Annotated in this window: 12 protein-coding genes; 8 read left to right on the top strand and 4 right to left on the bottom strand. The window is 67.9% G+C overall.

Translation table 11 applies throughout. From position 1 onward, the window contains the following. Nucleotides 1–41: 41 nt before the first annotated feature. From AMYHA_RS20905 to AMYHA_RS20895, 3 genes are read right to left on the bottom strand one after another with little or no spacing between them, the layout of a single operon-like run. Nucleotides 42–1886, bottom strand: coding sequence for an AMP-dependent synthetase/ligase (locus AMYHA_RS20905; protein ID WP_034273776.1), 1845 nt, complete (start codon nucleotides 1884–1886; stop codon nucleotides 42–44). Further along, nucleotides 1883–2689 carry an ABC transporter ATP-binding protein gene (locus AMYHA_RS20900; protein WP_051400141.1) on the bottom strand — a complete coding sequence of 269 codons (807 nt, stop codon included), beginning with the start codon at nucleotides 2687–2689 and terminating at the stop codon, nucleotides 1883–1885. The genes AMYHA_RS20905 and AMYHA_RS20900 overlap by 4 nt, the downstream gene beginning before the upstream one ends. Continuing rightward, a complete protein-coding gene (locus tag AMYHA_RS20895; protein WP_034273773.1) occupies nucleotides 2686–3471 on the bottom strand; it encodes an ABC transporter ATP-binding protein in 786 nt (261 codons plus the stop codon). Before AMYHA_RS20895 ends, AMYHA_RS20900 begins: the two co-directional genes overlap by 4 nt. Before the next feature lie 302 nt (nucleotides 3472–3773). Here AMYHA_RS20895 and AMYHA_RS20890 point away from each other — a divergent pair, with 302 nt between their 5' ends. From AMYHA_RS20890 to AMYHA_RS20860, 7 genes are all read left to right on the top strand, one after another. Next, nucleotides 3774–4637, top strand: a complete 864-nt coding sequence (locus AMYHA_RS20890; protein WP_034273770.1) for a LuxR C-terminal-related transcriptional regulator — start codon at nucleotides 3774–3776, stop codon at nucleotides 4635–4637. Between the two features lie 130 nt (nucleotides 4638–4767). Further along, nucleotides 4768–6321 (top strand): bifunctional tetrahydrofolate synthase/dihydrofolate synthase, encoded by a 1554-nt coding sequence (gene folC, locus AMYHA_RS20885; protein ID WP_084037407.1) that lies wholly within the window; start codon nucleotides 4768–4770, stop codon nucleotides 6319–6321. 92 nt (nucleotides 6322–6413) lie between these two features. Further along, nucleotides 6414–6767, top strand: a complete 354-nt coding sequence (locus AMYHA_RS20880; RefSeq protein ID WP_051400475.1) for a DUF4233 domain-containing protein — start codon at nucleotides 6414–6416, stop codon at nucleotides 6765–6767. Between the two features lie 128 nt (nucleotides 6768–6895). After that, entirely contained in the window at nucleotides 6896–7306 is a 411-nt protein-coding gene (gene ndk, locus AMYHA_RS20875; RefSeq protein WP_034273765.1) for a nucleoside-diphosphate kinase, read from the top strand. Between the two features lie 255 nt (nucleotides 7307–7561). Further along, nucleotides 7562–8518 carry an ABC transporter ATP-binding protein gene (locus AMYHA_RS20870; RefSeq protein WP_034273763.1) on the top strand — a complete coding sequence of 319 codons (957 nt, stop codon included), beginning with the start codon at nucleotides 7562–7564 and terminating at the stop codon, nucleotides 8516–8518. Between the two features lie 76 nt (nucleotides 8519–8594). After that, on the top strand, nucleotides 8595–9353 hold the full coding sequence (locus AMYHA_RS20865) for an ABC transporter permease (RefSeq protein ID WP_084037648.1): 759 nt from the start codon (nucleotides 8595–8597) through the stop codon (nucleotides 9351–9353). Between the two features lies 1 nt (nucleotide 9354). Further along, entirely contained in the window at nucleotides 9355–10188 is an 834-nt protein-coding gene (locus tag AMYHA_RS20860) for an ABC transporter permease (RefSeq protein WP_051400139.1), read from the top strand. Nucleotides 10189–10190: 2 nt separating this feature from the next. On the opposite strand, the gene AMYHA_RS20855 is transcribed toward AMYHA_RS20860, so the two are convergent. After that, complete coding sequence (locus AMYHA_RS20855; protein ID WP_084037406.1) at nucleotides 10191–11615, bottom strand: S8 family peptidase; 1425 nt, start codon at nucleotides 11613–11615, stop codon at nucleotides 10191–10193. 543 nt (nucleotides 11616–12158) lie between these two features. Between AMYHA_RS20855 and AMYHA_RS20850 the strand changes: the two genes are divergently transcribed. Continuing rightward, on the top strand, nucleotides 12159–15440 hold the full coding sequence (locus AMYHA_RS20850) for a translation initiation factor IF-2 N-terminal domain-containing protein (protein WP_034273759.1): 3282 nt from the start codon (nucleotides 12159–12161) through the stop codon (nucleotides 15438–15440). The last annotated feature ends 7 nt before the right edge of the window (nucleotides 15441–15447 follow it).

The raw sequence follows: 15447 nt of genomic DNA, 5'->3' as shown, positions 1-15447 counted from the left end.
AGCAGTCCTCGGGTCCGATGATTCGGACCTGCAAGCAGTCCTCATGCCGCACCTGCTTTCTGGCCGGAGTACATCGACTCGACCAGGTCGCTGAACCGCTCGGCCATCGCGGCGCGCTTGACCTTCTGCGTCGCGGTCAGCTCGCCGTCCTCGTGGTCGAGCTCCTTGGGCAGCATTCGGAACTTCTTGATGGTCTCGACCTGGGCGAAGCGCCTGTTGACCTGGTCGACGATGCCCTGCACCAGCTCGATCACCTCCTCGCGTTCTGACAGGTCGCGGTAGGTGGTGTAGGGGATCTTGTTGCGCTGCGCCCAGTCGCCGACGGTCTCCATCTCGATGCCGATGAGCGCCGTCAGGTAGTTGCGTTGATCCCCGAGCACGATCGCTTCCTTGATGTACTCGGACGCCTTGAGCGCGTTCTCGATCTCCGATGGCGAAATGTTCTTGCCGCCCGCGGTGATGATGATGTCCTTCATCCGGTCGACGATCTTGATGTGCGTGCCGTCGACCCACTCACCGACGTCGCCGGTGTGCAGCCACCCGTCAGAGTCGATGCTCTTCGCCGTCGCGTCGGGGTTGCGCCAGTAGCCAGCGAACACCCCGGGGTGACGGGTCAGGATCTCGCCGGTGGTCTCGTCGATGCGCAGCTCGACGCCGGAGTGCGGCTCGCCGACGGTGCCGAGCTTGACTCTGCCCGGCATGTTTCCGGTGGCGATGGCGGTGTTCTCGGTCATGCCGTACACCTCGTGCATCGGCACCCCGATGCCCATGAAGAACTTCAGCACCTCGGGCGCGATCGGCGCCGCGCCGGACGCGGCGTAGCGCACCTTGCGCATCCCGATCCGGTCCCGCAGCGCGCGGTAGAAGAACACCCACCCGAGTGCGTAGCGCAATCGGGTGCCCAGCGTGTGGTTGCCGCCGTTACGCACCATGGCGTCGCCGATGCCGTCCGCGACCTTCAGCCAGAACCGGGCGAACAGCCGCTTCAGCAGCGACGCCGATGTCAGCTTGATGTTCACGCTTGCCAGCACCTTCTCCCAGATGCGAGGCACACCGAACAGGATGGTCGGCTGGATCTCGGCGAGATTGTCCTGCACCGTCGCGATCGACTCCGCGAAGTTCACCTGCACCCCGGACGCCGCGTTGAACCACGAGGTGAAGATGCGCTCGGCGACGTGGCACAGCGGCAGGTAGGACAGCAGGATGTCCTTCTCGCTCGGCGGGGGAGAGGTGAACCCGCCCGCCTCGATCAGCTCATGGACGCAGAACTCCACATTGGACACCGTGAGCATCGCGCCCTTCGGCGGTCCTGTTGTGCCCGAGGTGTAGATCAACGTCAAGATGTCCTCAGACGTGGCCTCGGCCATGCGGTCCTCGACGGCACCGGGGTGCTCTGCCCGGTGCCGCTCACCGATGGCGAGGAAGTCCTCCCAGAACAGCAGCTTCGGGTTGTCGTAGCGACGCTGGATGCCACGCGGCTCCAGGTAGACGATGTGCTCGAGATCGGGCAGCTCGTCGAGTACGTCCAGCGCCTTGTCGACCTGCTCCTGGTCCTCGGCGATGAGGATCTTGGTGCCGGAGTGCGAGAGCAGGTAGGCGACCTCGGGCGCCGGGTTGGTGGGGTAGAGGCCTACCGTCATCGCGCGCACCGCGACCGTCGCCATGTCGGAGTACAGCCATTCGCGCCGGTTCTCTGAGTGAATCGCGACGCGGTCGCCCGGCTCGATGCCCAGCGCGATCAGCGCGTGTCCCGCGGTGATGATGGTGTCCCAGTACTGCGCCCAGGTCACCTCCTGCCAGATGCCGAAGTCCTTTTCCCGCATCGCGACCGTGCCCGGTGTGTTCTTCGCCCGGTCGCGGATCCTGGTGACGATCGTCCTGGTCACGAGTCCTCCCCGAGGTAGGCGTGGATGACGTCGGGGTCGTTCTGCACCTCGGCTGGTGTTCCGGTAGCGATCTGCTTGCCGAAGTCGACGGCCATGATCCGATCGGCAAGGTCCATCACGAGGCCCATGTCGTGCTCGACCATGATCATCGGAATGTCCAGCTCATCGCGGATGTCGAGGATGAACCGGGCCATGTCCTCGGTCTCCTCCTGGTTCATGCCCGCCACCGGCTCATCGAGCAGCAACAGCTTGGGCTGCATCGCGAGGGCACGGCCCAGCTCGACGCGCTTTTGCACGCCGTAGGGCAGCAGCCCAACCGGCAGCATCCGCCACTGCTCCAGTTCGAGGAAGTCGACGATGTCCTCGACGGTGGCCCGGTGCCGCAGCTCCGCCTTGCGAGCACGGCCGAGCCAGGCGAACGCCGACATCGCGCCGTAGGAGATGTGGTTGTGGCGGCCGAGCATGAGGTTGTCCAGCACGGTCAGGTTCGAGAACAACTCGATGTTCTGGAACGTCCGCGCCATGCCCCGCTCGGCGATCCGGTGCGGTTTCGCGCCGATGATGTCGCTGCCGTTGAACGTCACCTTCCCGCGCGCTGGCCGGTACACCCCGGACAGCACGTTGAAGATCGACGTCTTGCCCGCACCGTTCGGCCCGATGATGGCGAACAGCTCCCGCTGGCCGACCTCGAATGAGACATCGTTGACGGCGGTCACGCCGGCGAACGACAGCGTGACGCCGGTGAAGGTCAGGATCGGTGCGGTTGGGGTGGTCGCTGGCTCCGTGACGAGTTGCGCGGTCATGACAACCACCGCTTTCTGCGCTTGTAGTGCTTGACGTCGCGGAACGACTTAGCGGTGCCCTCGGCGCCGAGGCCGAGGTAGAACTCGCGGATGTCGGAGTCGTCGAGTAGTTCCTTGGCAGGCCGGTCCATGACGATCTTGCCGGTCTCCATGACGTAGCCGTGCTCGGCGACCGAGAGCGCCATGGTGGCGTTCTGTTCGACGAGCAGCACCGTCGTGCCCTGTTTGTTGATCTCGACGATGAGGTCTCGAACCTGCTGCACCAGCAACGGTGCGAGCCCCAGGCTCGGCTCGTCGAGCAGCAGGTAACGGGGGTTGGACATCAGCGCCCTGCCCATGGCGAGCATCTGCTGCTCACCTCCGGACAGGTAACCGGCTGTGCCTTTGTGTCGTTCCTTGAGCACGGGGAACAGCGAGTAGACCCGGTCCAGGTTCTCCCGGACGTGCTTGGCGTTGGTGTGGGCACCTGTCCGCAGGTTTTCGTCGACACTCAGTTCGGCGAAGATCCGTCTGCCTTCCAGCACCTGCTTGACGCCCAGCCGGACGATCTTGGCGGGGTTATGCCGATGGATGGGTTCACCGTCGAGCGTGACCGAGCCCTTGGTGACCTCCCCGTCGTGCACATCGAGAAGTCCCGAGATCGCCCGTAGCAACGTTGTCTTACCCGCTCCGTTGGCCCCGAGCAGTGCGACGATCTTGCCATCGGCGACGTCGAGGCTAACCCCCCGCAGAACCAGAATGACGTCGTTGTAGACGACTTCGAGGTTGCGTACGGCGAGCATTCAACCTCCGCTTCCGCAGTAGTATGACTGATATCACAGCGCACTGAGAGCATTGATCACAGAACGGTCATCGCCAAGCTCTGCGATAGATTCGTTACTGATTGCTCAACGTGTGCGTTGTGCCACAGGAAAACACCTGTTGTGGCGAGTGCCTCATCCAAAGGGATGAGGCGAGTGCGGAACCGGATGAGGTCCTGGTAGCACGCCTGCTGGCGCTCTGACAGCGCGACACGAGTGAGTCCCATTGACCTACTGATGGGTAGGTCGGATTATCCAGGCACTTAACGCCGTGGAGGTCGACGATGACGACGGATGTGACTACGACAGATGCCATAGCTGGACATCTGCGTCGCACCTTGCGCGATTTGTCGCAGCTCGACGGCCTGTCGATGGGACTGGGTGGCCTTGTCACCCAGGCGGGGAGCAGGCTCGTGCTCAGTGAGTTGTACAACCTGCGCTGCGAACTGTTTCGCGGCGTGGTGATCCGGCCAGGGGTCGGGCTGGGTGGCGTCGCCATGCAGCACCGTCGCCCGGTATCGGTCGAGGACTACGTGTCCTCACCGTCTATCACCCACCAGTTCGACCGCGCCGCCATCGCGGACCGGGTCCGTAGCGCCATCGCGCTGCCGATCATCGTGCGCGGTGAGACCAGGGCGATGATCTATGGTGCCACGCGCGGCGAGATGACGTTCGGTGACCGGACCGTCGCCACGGCGACCATGATCGCGCGGAAGCTCTCGCACGACATCGAGGTCGAGGACGAGGTGCAGCGCAGGCTCCGACGGGTCGCCGATGAGCAGCCAGAAGCCGAACGCGGCGCGCTGAGCCAGTCCGAGCTGGCCGAGCTGAACGCCGAGATCATCGCGATCGCCGCCGCCTCGCAGGACGCCGTGCTGCGCGACCGGCTGCATGCGCTCAGTCAGCGGGTGACCGGCAGCGCTGGCGCCGTCGGCACGACGACGCGGGCGGTGGTGCACCTGTCGCAGCGAGAATCCGACGTCATCACCCAGCTCGCCGCGGGCTACACCAACGCGGAGATCGCCGAACGGCTCTGCATCCTTCCCACCACCGTCAAGACCCATCTGCGCAACACCATGCGCAAGCTCGGCGCGCGCAACCGCGTGGAGACGCTGGCTGCCGCCCGTCACGCTGGGTTACTGCCGTGAGGTGTTGTGAAGGGCATCGTGCTGGTGTCTCGTGCCAGTAAGACGCCCTTCATGGCACCCGCCCAGCCCGAGGGCCGTCGCGGTCACCCTCGCTCGTAGACTCTGCGTAGCGTGAATTGGGAGTGAGTGCGTGGCGCGAGACGACGAGGAAGCCGAGCTGGACGAGCTGGGCGAGCTGGAGTTCGAGGGGCGGGATCCGGACTATCCCGTCGAGCTCACGACGGGTGACAACGCCGTCGCCGGTCCGTTGCCGGACGACGAGGATGAGAACGAGGCCAAGCCGGACACCGGCGAGCCGATCGAGCCGGATCCGGTGCTCGAGGCGAAGGCCTTGGCTGAGCTGCGCGAGGTCGAGGCCGAGCTGGACCAGCGCTGGGGCGAGACCAAGATCGCGCCGTCGCTTGATCGGATCACGACGCTGTTGCACCTGGTCGGCGACCCGCATACGACGTATCCGGTGCTGCACGTCGCGGGTACCAACGGCAAGGGCTCGACCGCGCGGATGATCGACGCGCTGCTGACGCGTATGGGCCTGCGGACCGGTCGCTACACCAGCCCGCACTTGCAGCTGGTGACCGAGCGCATCGCTGTCGACGGCTCACCGATCCCCGCGTCGACCTACATCGACACGTACCGCGACATCGCGCCGTTCGTCGGGATGGTCGACAGCGCCACGGGTGACGATGGCCCGAGGATGACCAAGTTCGAGGTGCTCACCGGCATGGCGCTGGCCGCGTTCGCCGACGCCCCGGTCGAAGCCGCCGTCCTCGAGGTCGGAATGGGTGGCAGCTGGGACGCCACCAATGTCGCCGACGCACAGGTCGCCGCGATTGCCCCGGTCAGCATCGACCACACCGACTACCTCGGCTCCGACATCGCGTCGATCGCCGCCGAGAAGGCCGGGGTCATCAAGCAGGGCAGTGTCGCGGTCATCGCCGAACAGCCGCCCGACGTCATGCGGGTGCTCCTGGAACGCACCGTCGAGGTTGACGCCGCGGTCGCCCGCGCTGGCCAGGAGTTCGGCGTGCTGGAACGCGAGGTCGCAGTCGGCGGGCAGCGGCTGAAGCTGCAGGGCCTCGGCGGCGTCTACGACGACATCTTTCTGCCACTGCACGGCGCCCACCAGGCCGCCAACGCCGCGCTCGCGCTGGCGACGGTCGAGGCGTTCTTCGGCGCGGGCAAGGACAAGCAGCTCGTCATCGAGGCGGTGCGGGAGGCCTTCGCCGATGTCGAGATGCCGGGACGTCTTGAGCGCGTGCGCTCCGCGCCGACGGTGCTGCTTGACTCCGCGCACAACCCCGCTGGCGCACGGGCACTGGCCGAGACCGTCGAGGCCGAGTTCGCGTTCCGCAGACTCGCCGCGGTCGTCGCGGTCATGACCGACAAGGACGCGCGCGGCATCCTCGAGGCGCTGGAGCCCGTGGTGACCGATGTCGTCGTCACCCGCAACAACTCGCCGCGCTCGATGGACCCGTTCGAGCTGGCCGAGCTGGCGCGCTCGATCTTCGGTGAGGACCGGGTGCACGTCGAGGCGCAGCTGGACGAGGCGGTCGAGACAGCGGTCGCACAGGTCGAGCAGGGCGGTGACGTCGAAGAGCCACTGTCCGGTGGCGGCGTGCTGATCACCGGCTCGGTGGTCACGGCGGGACAGGCTCGCTCGCTGTTCGGGAAGGAACCCGCATGAGCGACGACGCCGCTCAGCCGGAGAAGGGTGCCGAGCACGGCGCCGAGGCTGGGTCGGACGCCGACGGGTCGGCGCCGCCGCCGAAGGACCCGATGAAGTCCTTCCGGGGCATCATGGCCGGTGCGTTGATCATGGAGGCGATCACGCTCGGGCTGGCGCTGCCGGTTGTTGCCCAGCTTGGTGGCGGGGTGACCAGCGCGGAAGGCTGGCTGACCATCGCGGTCGCCGTGGCGCACCTTGCCGCGTGCGGCCTGCTTCGATTCGCCTGGATCCGCCCGGTGATTCTCGTTCTCCAGCTCGTGCTGATCGGTTTCGTCGTCACGCTGGTTGCCATCGGCATCATCGGGGTGTTGTTCCTCGGGGTATGGCTGTATCTTTTCTGGCTCCGCCACGACGTCGCCAAGCGGATGGCGGCGGGCACGTTGCCCAGCCAGCAGACGTCTTGACGGCGTTGCCGACCCCTGCGGGCGGATGCGCTGTGGCGCGCGTCGTAAGCTGCGCGGGTAATCCGGACTGAAAACCCGCTGCTGACGCTCGCGTTGGCGCGGTGCGAACCGAAGGGGAATGGATAGTCGTGAGTGAGCGCACGCTCGTCTTGGTGAAGCCGGACGGTGTCAGCAAGGGCCTCATCGGTGAGGTCATCTCGCGGATCGAGAACAAGGGCCTCTCGCTGGTCGCGCTCGAACTGCGCACCGTTGCCAACGAACTCGCCGAGGAGCACTACGCCGAGCACAAGGACAAGCCGTTCTTCGGCGACCTGCTCGAGTTCATCACCTCCGGCCCGCTGGTCGCGGCGGTCGTCGAGGGCCCGCGCGCGATCGAGGGCTTTCGCCAGCTCGCCGGTGCCACCGACCCGATCAAGTCGGCGACCGGCAGCATCCGGGGTGACTACGCCCTTGAGGTGCAGAACAACATCGTGCACGGTTCGGACTCCCCGGAGTCGGCCGAGCGCGAGATCAAGCTCTGGTTCCCCGAGCTGGGCTGAGCTTTCCGCCGTGGTCCCGGTCTGTCGTCCGGGCCACGGCTTCGGCCCTGGTTCGCGGTGAATGACGCTTTCCCCGCGCTGAGTGCGGCGAAGCGTCATTCACCGCACTCAGCGCCCGCCATGTCACACCCCACGATGGCAAGAATCCGTTCGCTCCCTGTCGGTGCCCGCTCGTAGGCTCGAGCAAAGGGCGTCAGCCGGGACATACCCCGTCGCGGTTGACCTCCAGCGAACTCGAGAGTGCAGGGTGGGCGTATGGCGAGAGACGGGGAGGACGACGAGCGCGAACCGCACCTGATGGTGTCCGGCAAGGCGCTGGTCAAACGGTTCGGCGGCGTCGCAGCGGTCGCGGGGATCGACGTCGAGGTCCGGCGGGGAGAGTCATTCGGGTTCCTTGGGCCGAACGGCGCTGGTAAATCGTCCACCATGCGGATGATCGCCTGCGTGTCGCCGCGCTCGGACGGCGAACTGCGGGTGCTCAGCATGGACCCGGAGACCGACGGCCCCCGGATCAGGGCGCGTATCGGCGTCGTGCCGCAGCTGGACAACCTCGACGTCGAGCTCACCGTCCGGCAGAACCTGCAGGTCTATGGCCGCTACTTCGGACTTTCCCGGGCGCGGGTGCGGGCCAAGGCGGTCGAGCTGATGGAGTTCGCCGAGCTGTCCGACCGCGCGGACGACCAGGTCGAGCCGCTGTCCGGCGGCATGAAACGGCGGCTGACGATCGCCCGGTCCATGGTCAACGACCCCGAACTGCTGCTGCTCGACGAGCCGACCACCGGGCTCGACCCGCAGGCTCGGCACTTGCTGTGGGGCAGGCTCTACCAGCTCAAACAGCAGGGCGTCACGCAGATCATCACCACCCACGACATGCACGAGGCCGAGCAGCTCTGCGACCGCCTCGTCGTCATGGACGGCGGACAGATCGTGGCGGAGGGTTCGCCGTCCGAACTGATTCGGCGGTTCTCCACCCGCGAGGTGCTGGAGCTCCGCTTCCCGCCGGGCGAGCAAGACGGGCAGCTCTCCCGCGTCGCCGACCTCGCCGGTCGGCACGAGGTACTGCCTGACCGGCTGCTGCTCTACGCCGACGACGGCGAGGCCACCCTGGAGGCGGTCCACGCGCGCGGGGTGCGCCCAGTCTCGACGCTGATCCGGCGTAGCACGCTGGAGGACGTCTTCCTGCGACTCACGGGACGCAGCCTTGTCGACTGATCCGCGTCCCGAACCGACGCCGACCGTGCCGCCGGTGCGGCGCTCGACCGGCACCGTCGTGCCAACGTGGCGGGCGATGTGGCTGCGCGTCGAAGGCCATTGGGCCTGGTACCGGCGCTACTGGCGTTCCAGCCTCTACTCGTCGGGCATCGAGCCGCTGTTGTTCCTCGCCGCGATGGGCCTCGGCTTCGGCTCGCAGGTCGAAGCGGGCGCGGCGACCGGTGGGCACGAGTACCTGCACTACGTCGCGCCCGCGCTGCTGGTCGCGGGCGCGACGATGAGCGGGATGGGGGAGTCCAGCTTCCCGGTGCTGTCCGGGTTCAAGTGGCAGAAGGACTACATCGCCGTTACCGCCACCCCGATCACGCCTGGTCAGCTGCTCGGCGGGCAGCTCATGTGGCTCGCCATCCGGCTGACGCTGTCCGGTGTCATCTACGGCCTGGTCGCGCTGACCTTCGGGGCATGGTTGCGCCCAGGCGCGGTGCTTGTGGTCGGCGTCGGGGTGATTACCGGCTTGGCGTGTGCGGCGCCGGTGATGGCACTGGCCGCCGCCACCTACGACGAGGGGCGTCGATTCGTTGTGATGTTCCGATTCGTCATGGTGCCGATGATGCTGTTCTCCGCGACGTTCTTCCCGATCGAACAGATCCCGATCGAGCTGCGCTGGCTGACCTGGATCTCCCCGCTGTGGCACGGCAACGAGATCGCCCGCGCGGTCGCGCTCGGCGGAGCCGATCCGCTCGCCGTCGCCGGACACGGTGGGTTCCTGCTCGCCCTGCTGGCAGGGGGCGTGTTGCTCGCCAAGAAGCTGTTCTACCGCAGGCTGGTGGTCTGACATGCGCACGATGGACAGGTCGACGGAGCGCATGCCGGGTCTCGCCCTGCGCATCCTGCCGTTCGGGCGCTACACCAGGGGGCCGGGTTCGGTCGTGGAACGCTCGATGCGGGTGCATTCGCGGACGTGGGTCATCATGGTGTCCGGGTTCGCCGAGCCGGTGGTGTACCTGCTGGCCTTCCAGATCGGCTTCGGCGCACTGGTCGGCCAGGTCGCGGGGCCGGGCGGGCAGCTGGTGGACTACGTCGCGTTCGTCGCGCCCGCGTTGCTCGCGGCGTCCGCCATGAACGGCGCGATCTTCGAGACGACGTTTCCGGTGTTCTTCAAGCTGCGTTACGCCAAGGTCTACGACGCGATGCTGGCGACCCCGCTTGGGCCGTTCGACATCGCGCTCGGCGAGATCACCTGGGCGGTTATCCGAGGCGGGGTGTACTCGGTGGCGTTCGTCCTGGTGATGGCGACGATGGGGTTGGTCGGCTCGCCGTTCGCCGTGCTGCTGGTGCCCGCCGCGTTGCTGGTGTCGTTCGCGTTCGCCTCGGTGGGTATGGCGCTGTCGACGTTCCTGCGCTCGCCATCGCAGTTCGACTACATCCGGCTCGTGGTGATGCCGCTGTTCCTGTTCTCGGCCACCTTCTACCCGGTGTCGGTCTACCCGGACTCGGTGCAGTGGCTGGTGCAGGTGTCACCGCTGTACCACGGTGTCGAGCTGATGCGCGGACTCGCGGCTGGCGTGCTCGACGTCAGCATGATCGGCCACGTCGGTGTGCTTGCCGCGCTGGCCGCCGTCGGGGTCGTGGCGACGTCGCGGCGAATCGGCGCGCTGTTGCTCGGCTAGCCTCAGTTCCGCGAGACCGCCGAGTGGTCGACGGCGGCCAGCGCGTCGACCATGCCGTGACCGTAGAAGCCGTTGTATGCCCGGTAGCCGGTGCAGTAGGCGTCCTGGGTGCCATCTTCTGCCAGGTCGTAGTCATCGGGGCAGGGCAGTTGCTGGGTGTTCGCGGTGAGCCGCTGCCGCAGCCGTTCGGGGGTCGCGTTCGGGTGCTCGGCCGCGAGCAGCGCCAGCACACCGGAAACGTGCGGGGCCGCCATGGACGTCCCGCACATCGTCCGGTAGCCATTCGGCACAGTGGACAGCACGCACCGGTCGCCACCGCCGCCGGGCGCGGCCACCGAGATCACGCCGAGGCCGTAGGAGCTGTAGCCGGACTTGAGGCGATCCTTGTCGGTCGCCGATACCGTGATCACCGAGGGCAGGCTGGCGGGCAGCGCCTCGCAGCCGGTCTCGGCGCCGATGGTGACCGGGGTGAGGTCGGCGGCGTCGTTGGTTGCCGCCGCGACGTGGATGGTGCCTTGGTCTGCGGCGTAGTCGACCGCCCTGCCGATGGCTTCGCGGACGACGTCGAGGCCATCCCGGCTCGCGCAGGATAGCGACCACGGGTCAATGAAATAACTCGAATTGGTGATCGGCATGTCGTGACGGGCCGCCCACATGTACCCGCACACCGCGGACTCCGGGTCGGCATAGCCCTGCTCGCCGATCACCTTGATCGCGGCGAGCCTGGTCTCCGGGGCGACGCCGGTGATGCCGATGCCGTCGTCGGCCGCCGCGATGACGCCCGCGACGTGTGTGCCGTGCGGCGACGCTGTTGGCCGCCACGCGCGCTGTCGGGTGTCCGGGGTGCCGGTGAGGCAGTCCGCTGACAGGTTTGGGTCGACGGCGTCGGCGAGGTCGGGATGCTTGGCATCGATACCGGAGTCGAGCACGCCGACCACGACGTCGTCATCGCCACGCACGCCCGCTTCGCGCGCCTGGTGGGCGTTGATCATCCGCATGTCCCACTGCTCACCGGTGCGGTCCGTGGTCGCCCGGCGCTCCCTGGTGAGTCGCTGTTGTTGGTGTCCGCCCCCGCCGGTGTGCGCGCGGCGCGCTGCCTGGGCGCTGAACGCTTTATCGGGGCCGATGCGCTGACGGAACTCCGGTTCGGCTGAGGTGGCGACGGCGACCGCGATCTGCGGGTAGTACTCGGTCTGCGTGCCGCAGGCCCTGTTGATCTCGCTTCTGGCTTGCCGCGGAGACGTGCCCTCGTCGAACACGACGATGTAGCGCAGCGGATCGCCGGTTGGCTCGGCCGCGCAGGTGGCGGCCGGTTCCGGGATCACGCTCGACGCGGGCGGCGTGAACAGCGCCAAAGCCAGCAGTGCGGCACCGGCGGCGATGACCACCCTGCGTAGTGCGCGCACACCCGACCTCAACAGGGTCATAGCTGCGCACGGTAGCTAGTGGTGGGCCACTGCGACAAGTGACGACACGAAGATGACCTAGGTGGGTCATCTCTCGGTGGGATTTTTCCGGCACTGCGTGTTCCTGCCGGTGGTAACCAGGCAGGTAATGGTGCACGTTCGTGCGACGGGCGACCCTCGCGGGTACCGACCGGCACACGATGACGGGTCGATATGGGATACTGAGATTGGTCACGGTGGCGGCAGGCCCTGCCAGTGAAGGCAGCAGGCTCCGGTGCCGAGGCTGAGCGACCACGTCCAGAGGGAGGCGCGTCGTCGCCGGAAGATCGGCTCGACGACGACGGCCAGTGCGCCGTCGCTCTTCGTGGCAGGTTGCTGCAGACCCGGCCATCTGGGTGTCAGAACGCCTGACACACACGATGGTGCAACACACAGGATTCCCGCCTGTGGCGCTAGCCAGAGGCGGCACACAACAGAAAGGGCCCCTGCGCGGCCGCGTTCCGATGTTCGCAGCACGAGTGGTGCTGGCGGCGTTCGGAACGCGCCCGGGGGCGGAGGAGATGTATGTCACACGCGGAAACACCCGCCGACCAGAGCGGCGGGAACGCCGCCACACCCGCGACAGAGGAGCTGGCGTCACTGCCGCCCAGGATCAGGGTGCACGCCCTGGCGAAGCTCATGGGCACGACGAGCAAGGACATGCTGGCCACGCTGCACGCGCTGGGCGAAACGGCTCGTAGCGCGCAGTCCAGCGTGTCGCGGGACGTGGCGATCAAGGTCGCCGAGCACCATGGAGTGCAGGGCGCGAGCGGTACGGGTGCTCCTGCTGCCGATGCGTCCGCGAGCTCCGAGGCGGCTGCGGGCGCCGAGGCCTCGAGCGCGGCCGCCAGCGGTGAGCAGGCGCCGCAGGGGCCATCGCACCCGTTGATGTCGCATGCGCCGCAGCCGGAGGCGCCGACTAGTGCCGAACCAGCTGGCCAGCCAACCGCGCCCATGTTCGCGCCGCCGACGCCGGTGTTCCTGCCGCCGGAGCCAAGCAAGGCCTCCACCGCGGACACCGCCGCCGCGACGACCACCACGACGGAGGCCAGCGGCGACACCAAGACGGCGAGCGAGCCCGCCGAGAGCACGGACGACTCCGGTGAGGACTCCGGTAGCGACACCGATGGCGAGGAGGACGGCGGCCCCCGTCGCCGTCGCCGTCGCGGCAGGCGCGGCCGGGGCCGTGGCAAGGGCGGCGACGAGCAGAAGGACACCGACACTCAGCAGGGCGGCAAGGACTCCGGCGAGCAAGCGGAGTCCGGCGCGGACACCGACGCGAAGCAGAAGGACGACCAGGGCGAGCCGGACTCCGGTGACGACCAGGGCGACAGCGCGTCCCGCAGGCGTCGCCGCCGTCGCCGCAGGAAGGGTGGCTCTGGGGACGAAAACGCCACGGGTGACGACCCGCCAGACACCGTCGTGCACGTCAGGGACGGGGCGCGGGCTGAGACGTCGTCCCGTGATCAGGTGCGCAGCGTTCGCGGCTCGACGCGGCTCGAGGCCAAGCGGCAGCGCCGCAGGGACGGTCGAGAGGCGGGTAGACGGCGCGCGCCAATTCTGTCCGAGGCGGAGTTCCTCGCGCGGCGCGAGTCCGTCGACCGCACCATGATCGTCCGGGAGAGCAGCAGCGCGGCGGATCGCACCACGCAGATCGGTGTGCTGGAGGACGGCGTCCTCGTCGAGCACTTCGTGACCTCGTCCGGCAGCGGCTCCATCGTCGGCAACGTCTACCTCGGCCGGGTGCAGAACGTGCTGCCCAGCATGGAGGCGGCGTTCGTCGACATCGGCAAGGGCCGCAACGCGGTGCTGTACGCGGGAGAGGTCGACTGGGACGCGGCCGGTCTCGAAGGCAAGTCCCGCAAGATCGAGCAGGCGCTGTCCACGGGCGACCCGGTGCTGGTGCAGGTCACCAAGGACCCGGTCGGCCACAAGGGTGCGCGGCTGACCACGCAGATCTCGCTGCCCGGTCGCTTCCTGGTGTACGTGCCGGGCGGTGGCGCCACCGGCATCTCGCGCAAGCTGCCGGAGAACGAGCGCCGCAGGCTCAAGGACATCCTCAAGCAGATCGTCCCCGAGGATGCTGGTGTGATCATCAGGACGGCATCGGAAGGCATCAGCGCCGACGAGCTGGAGCGCGACGTTCGCAGGCTGCAGTCGCAGTGGGAGACGATCAAGGAGAAGACGGACAAGGGCACTGGCGGCAACGGTAAGTCTGGCAAGAACAAGAAGGCCCCCGCGCTGCTGTACGAGGAGCCGGACCTGCTGGTCAAGGTCGTTCGCGACCTGTTCACCGAGGACTTCACCAAGCTGGTGGTGCAGGGCTCCGTTGCCTGGGAGACGATCAACTCCTACGTGGAGAACGTCGCTCCTGACCTGTCCGACCGGCTGCAGCGTTACACCGGCAACGGTGACGTCTTCGCCGACTTCCGCATCGACGAGCAGATCACCAAGGCGCTGGACCGCAAGGTCTGGCTGCCGTCCGGTGGATACCTGGTCATCGACCGCACCGAGGCGATGACTGTCATCGACGTCAACACCGGGAAGTTCACCGGATCTGGCGGCAATCTCGAAGAGACGGTGACCCGCAACAACCTGGAGTCGGCTGAGGAGATCGTGCGGCAACTCCGGTTGCGCGACATCGGTGGCATCATCGTGATCGACTTCATCGACATGGTGCTCGAGTCGAACCGCGACCTGGTGCTTCGCAGGCTTACCGAGTGCCTCTCGCGCGACCGGACACGGCACCAGGTCGCGGAGGTGACCTCGCTCGGGTTGGTGCAGATGACCCGGAAGCGGATCGGTACCGGGCTACTCGAGGCGTACTCGACGCAGTGCGAACACTGCAAGGGCAGGGGCGTCATCGTGACGTCCGAGCCGCGTCAGGGCGGCTCCGACAGCGGTCAGCAGGGCCGCAAGCGCGGCAAGGGCAAGGGTGACGACTCGGTGCCCAAGGTGCCGGATCAGACGCCGGAACAGCGGGAGACCGTCGCCAGCGCCGTCGCGGCGATGGCGAACGCCTCCAAGGCCGCCGCGAGCAAGGACACCGGTGCTGAAAGCGCCGCTGCCAAGGACACCGGCAAGGCGGCTGATGCCGCTTCCGGCAAGGACGTCAAGGACACCGGCGAGGCGGCCAAGGACACGGGCAAGGCGGCAGGCAAGCGCGTCGGCAAGGCCGGCACCGCCACCGAGGCTGGCAAGGACGCCGCCGCTGCCGCCAGCGCGGAGCCAACCCCGGCGTCGGGCGCCGTCTCGGGTGCTGTCTCGCCGGGTGTCACGGGCAAGATCGGCGGGCCGTCGAAGTCCGCCGACGCGGAGACTTCCGAGCAGCCAGCGCAGGAGAAGCCAGCGGCGACCGGCAGGATTGGTGCGCCCGTGAAGCCAGCGGAGCCGCAGGAATCCGCCGCGCCCACCGCCGAGGAGCCAGCCACGCCGCGGCCCGCGCCGGCCCCGAGCGCACCGGAGAGCCCAGCGAGCGCTGAGGCGCAGGAGAACACCGGACAAGCCACGGAGTCGCAGGCGAAGCCGGTGAGGTCGACCGCACGGTCGCGCGTCACCCGGCCCGCCGGGGCCGCGGCGCCGCGCGAGTCCGAGCCAGCGCCCCCAATGCCCTCGGTGACGACCTCGGCGCCGGCGACTACCGCGGCGTCCGACGTCGCGCGCGACGACACGGCCACCCCGGACGTGCCCGCGCCCGCTGTGCGGACAGTGCGGACCCGCGCGCGGCGTGCCGCGTCGCGACCCGCTGGGCCGCCGGTCGGCGCGTCCGCGCCAGGCTCGGCTACCGAACAGGAGGAGCCGACGTGACCCCCGG

This window comes from Haloechinothrix halophila YIM 93223 (assembly GCF_000504245.1).
Classification (GTDB): Bacteria; Actinomycetota; Actinomycetes; order Mycobacteriales; family Pseudonocardiaceae; genus Haloechinothrix_A; species Haloechinothrix_A halophila.
The sequence above is the reverse complement of the archived record's forward strand: the minus strand, read 5'-3'. Positions and strand labels throughout refer to the sequence as shown.

Excerpts from the sequence above, each read along its gene's own strand:
- AMYHA_RS20900 (WP_051400141.1), bottom strand. The coding sequence starts at position 2,689 with ATGACCGCGCAACTCGTCACGGAGCCAGCGACCACCCCAACCGCACCG.
- AMYHA_RS20865 (WP_084037648.1), top strand. The coding sequence starts at position 8,595 with ATGTGGCTGCGCGTCGAAGGCCATTGGGCCTGGTACCGGCGCTACTGG.
- AMYHA_RS20855 (WP_084037406.1), bottom strand. The coding sequence starts at position 11,615 with ATGACCCTGTTGAGGTCGGGTGTGCGCGCACTACGCAGGGTGGTCATC.
- AMYHA_RS20895 (WP_034273773.1), bottom strand. The coding sequence starts at position 3,471 with ATGCTCGCCGTACGCAACCTCGAAGTCGTCTACAACGACGTCATTCTG.
- AMYHA_RS20850 (WP_034273759.1), top strand. The coding sequence starts at position 12,159 with ATGTCACACGCGGAAACACCCGCCGACCAGAGCGGCGGGAACGCCGCC.
- AMYHA_RS20870 (WP_034273763.1), top strand. The coding sequence starts at position 7,562 with ATGGCGAGAGACGGGGAGGACGACGAGCGCGAACCGCACCTGATGGTG.
- AMYHA_RS20880 (WP_051400475.1), top strand. The coding sequence starts at position 6,414 with ATGAAGTCCTTCCGGGGCATCATGGCCGGTGCGTTGATCATGGAGGCG.
- AMYHA_RS20860 (WP_051400139.1), top strand. The coding sequence starts at position 9,355 with ATGCGCACGATGGACAGGTCGACGGAGCGCATGCCGGGTCTCGCCCTG.
- AMYHA_RS20890 (WP_034273770.1), top strand. The coding sequence starts at position 3,774 with ATGACGACGGATGTGACTACGACAGATGCCATAGCTGGACATCTGCGT.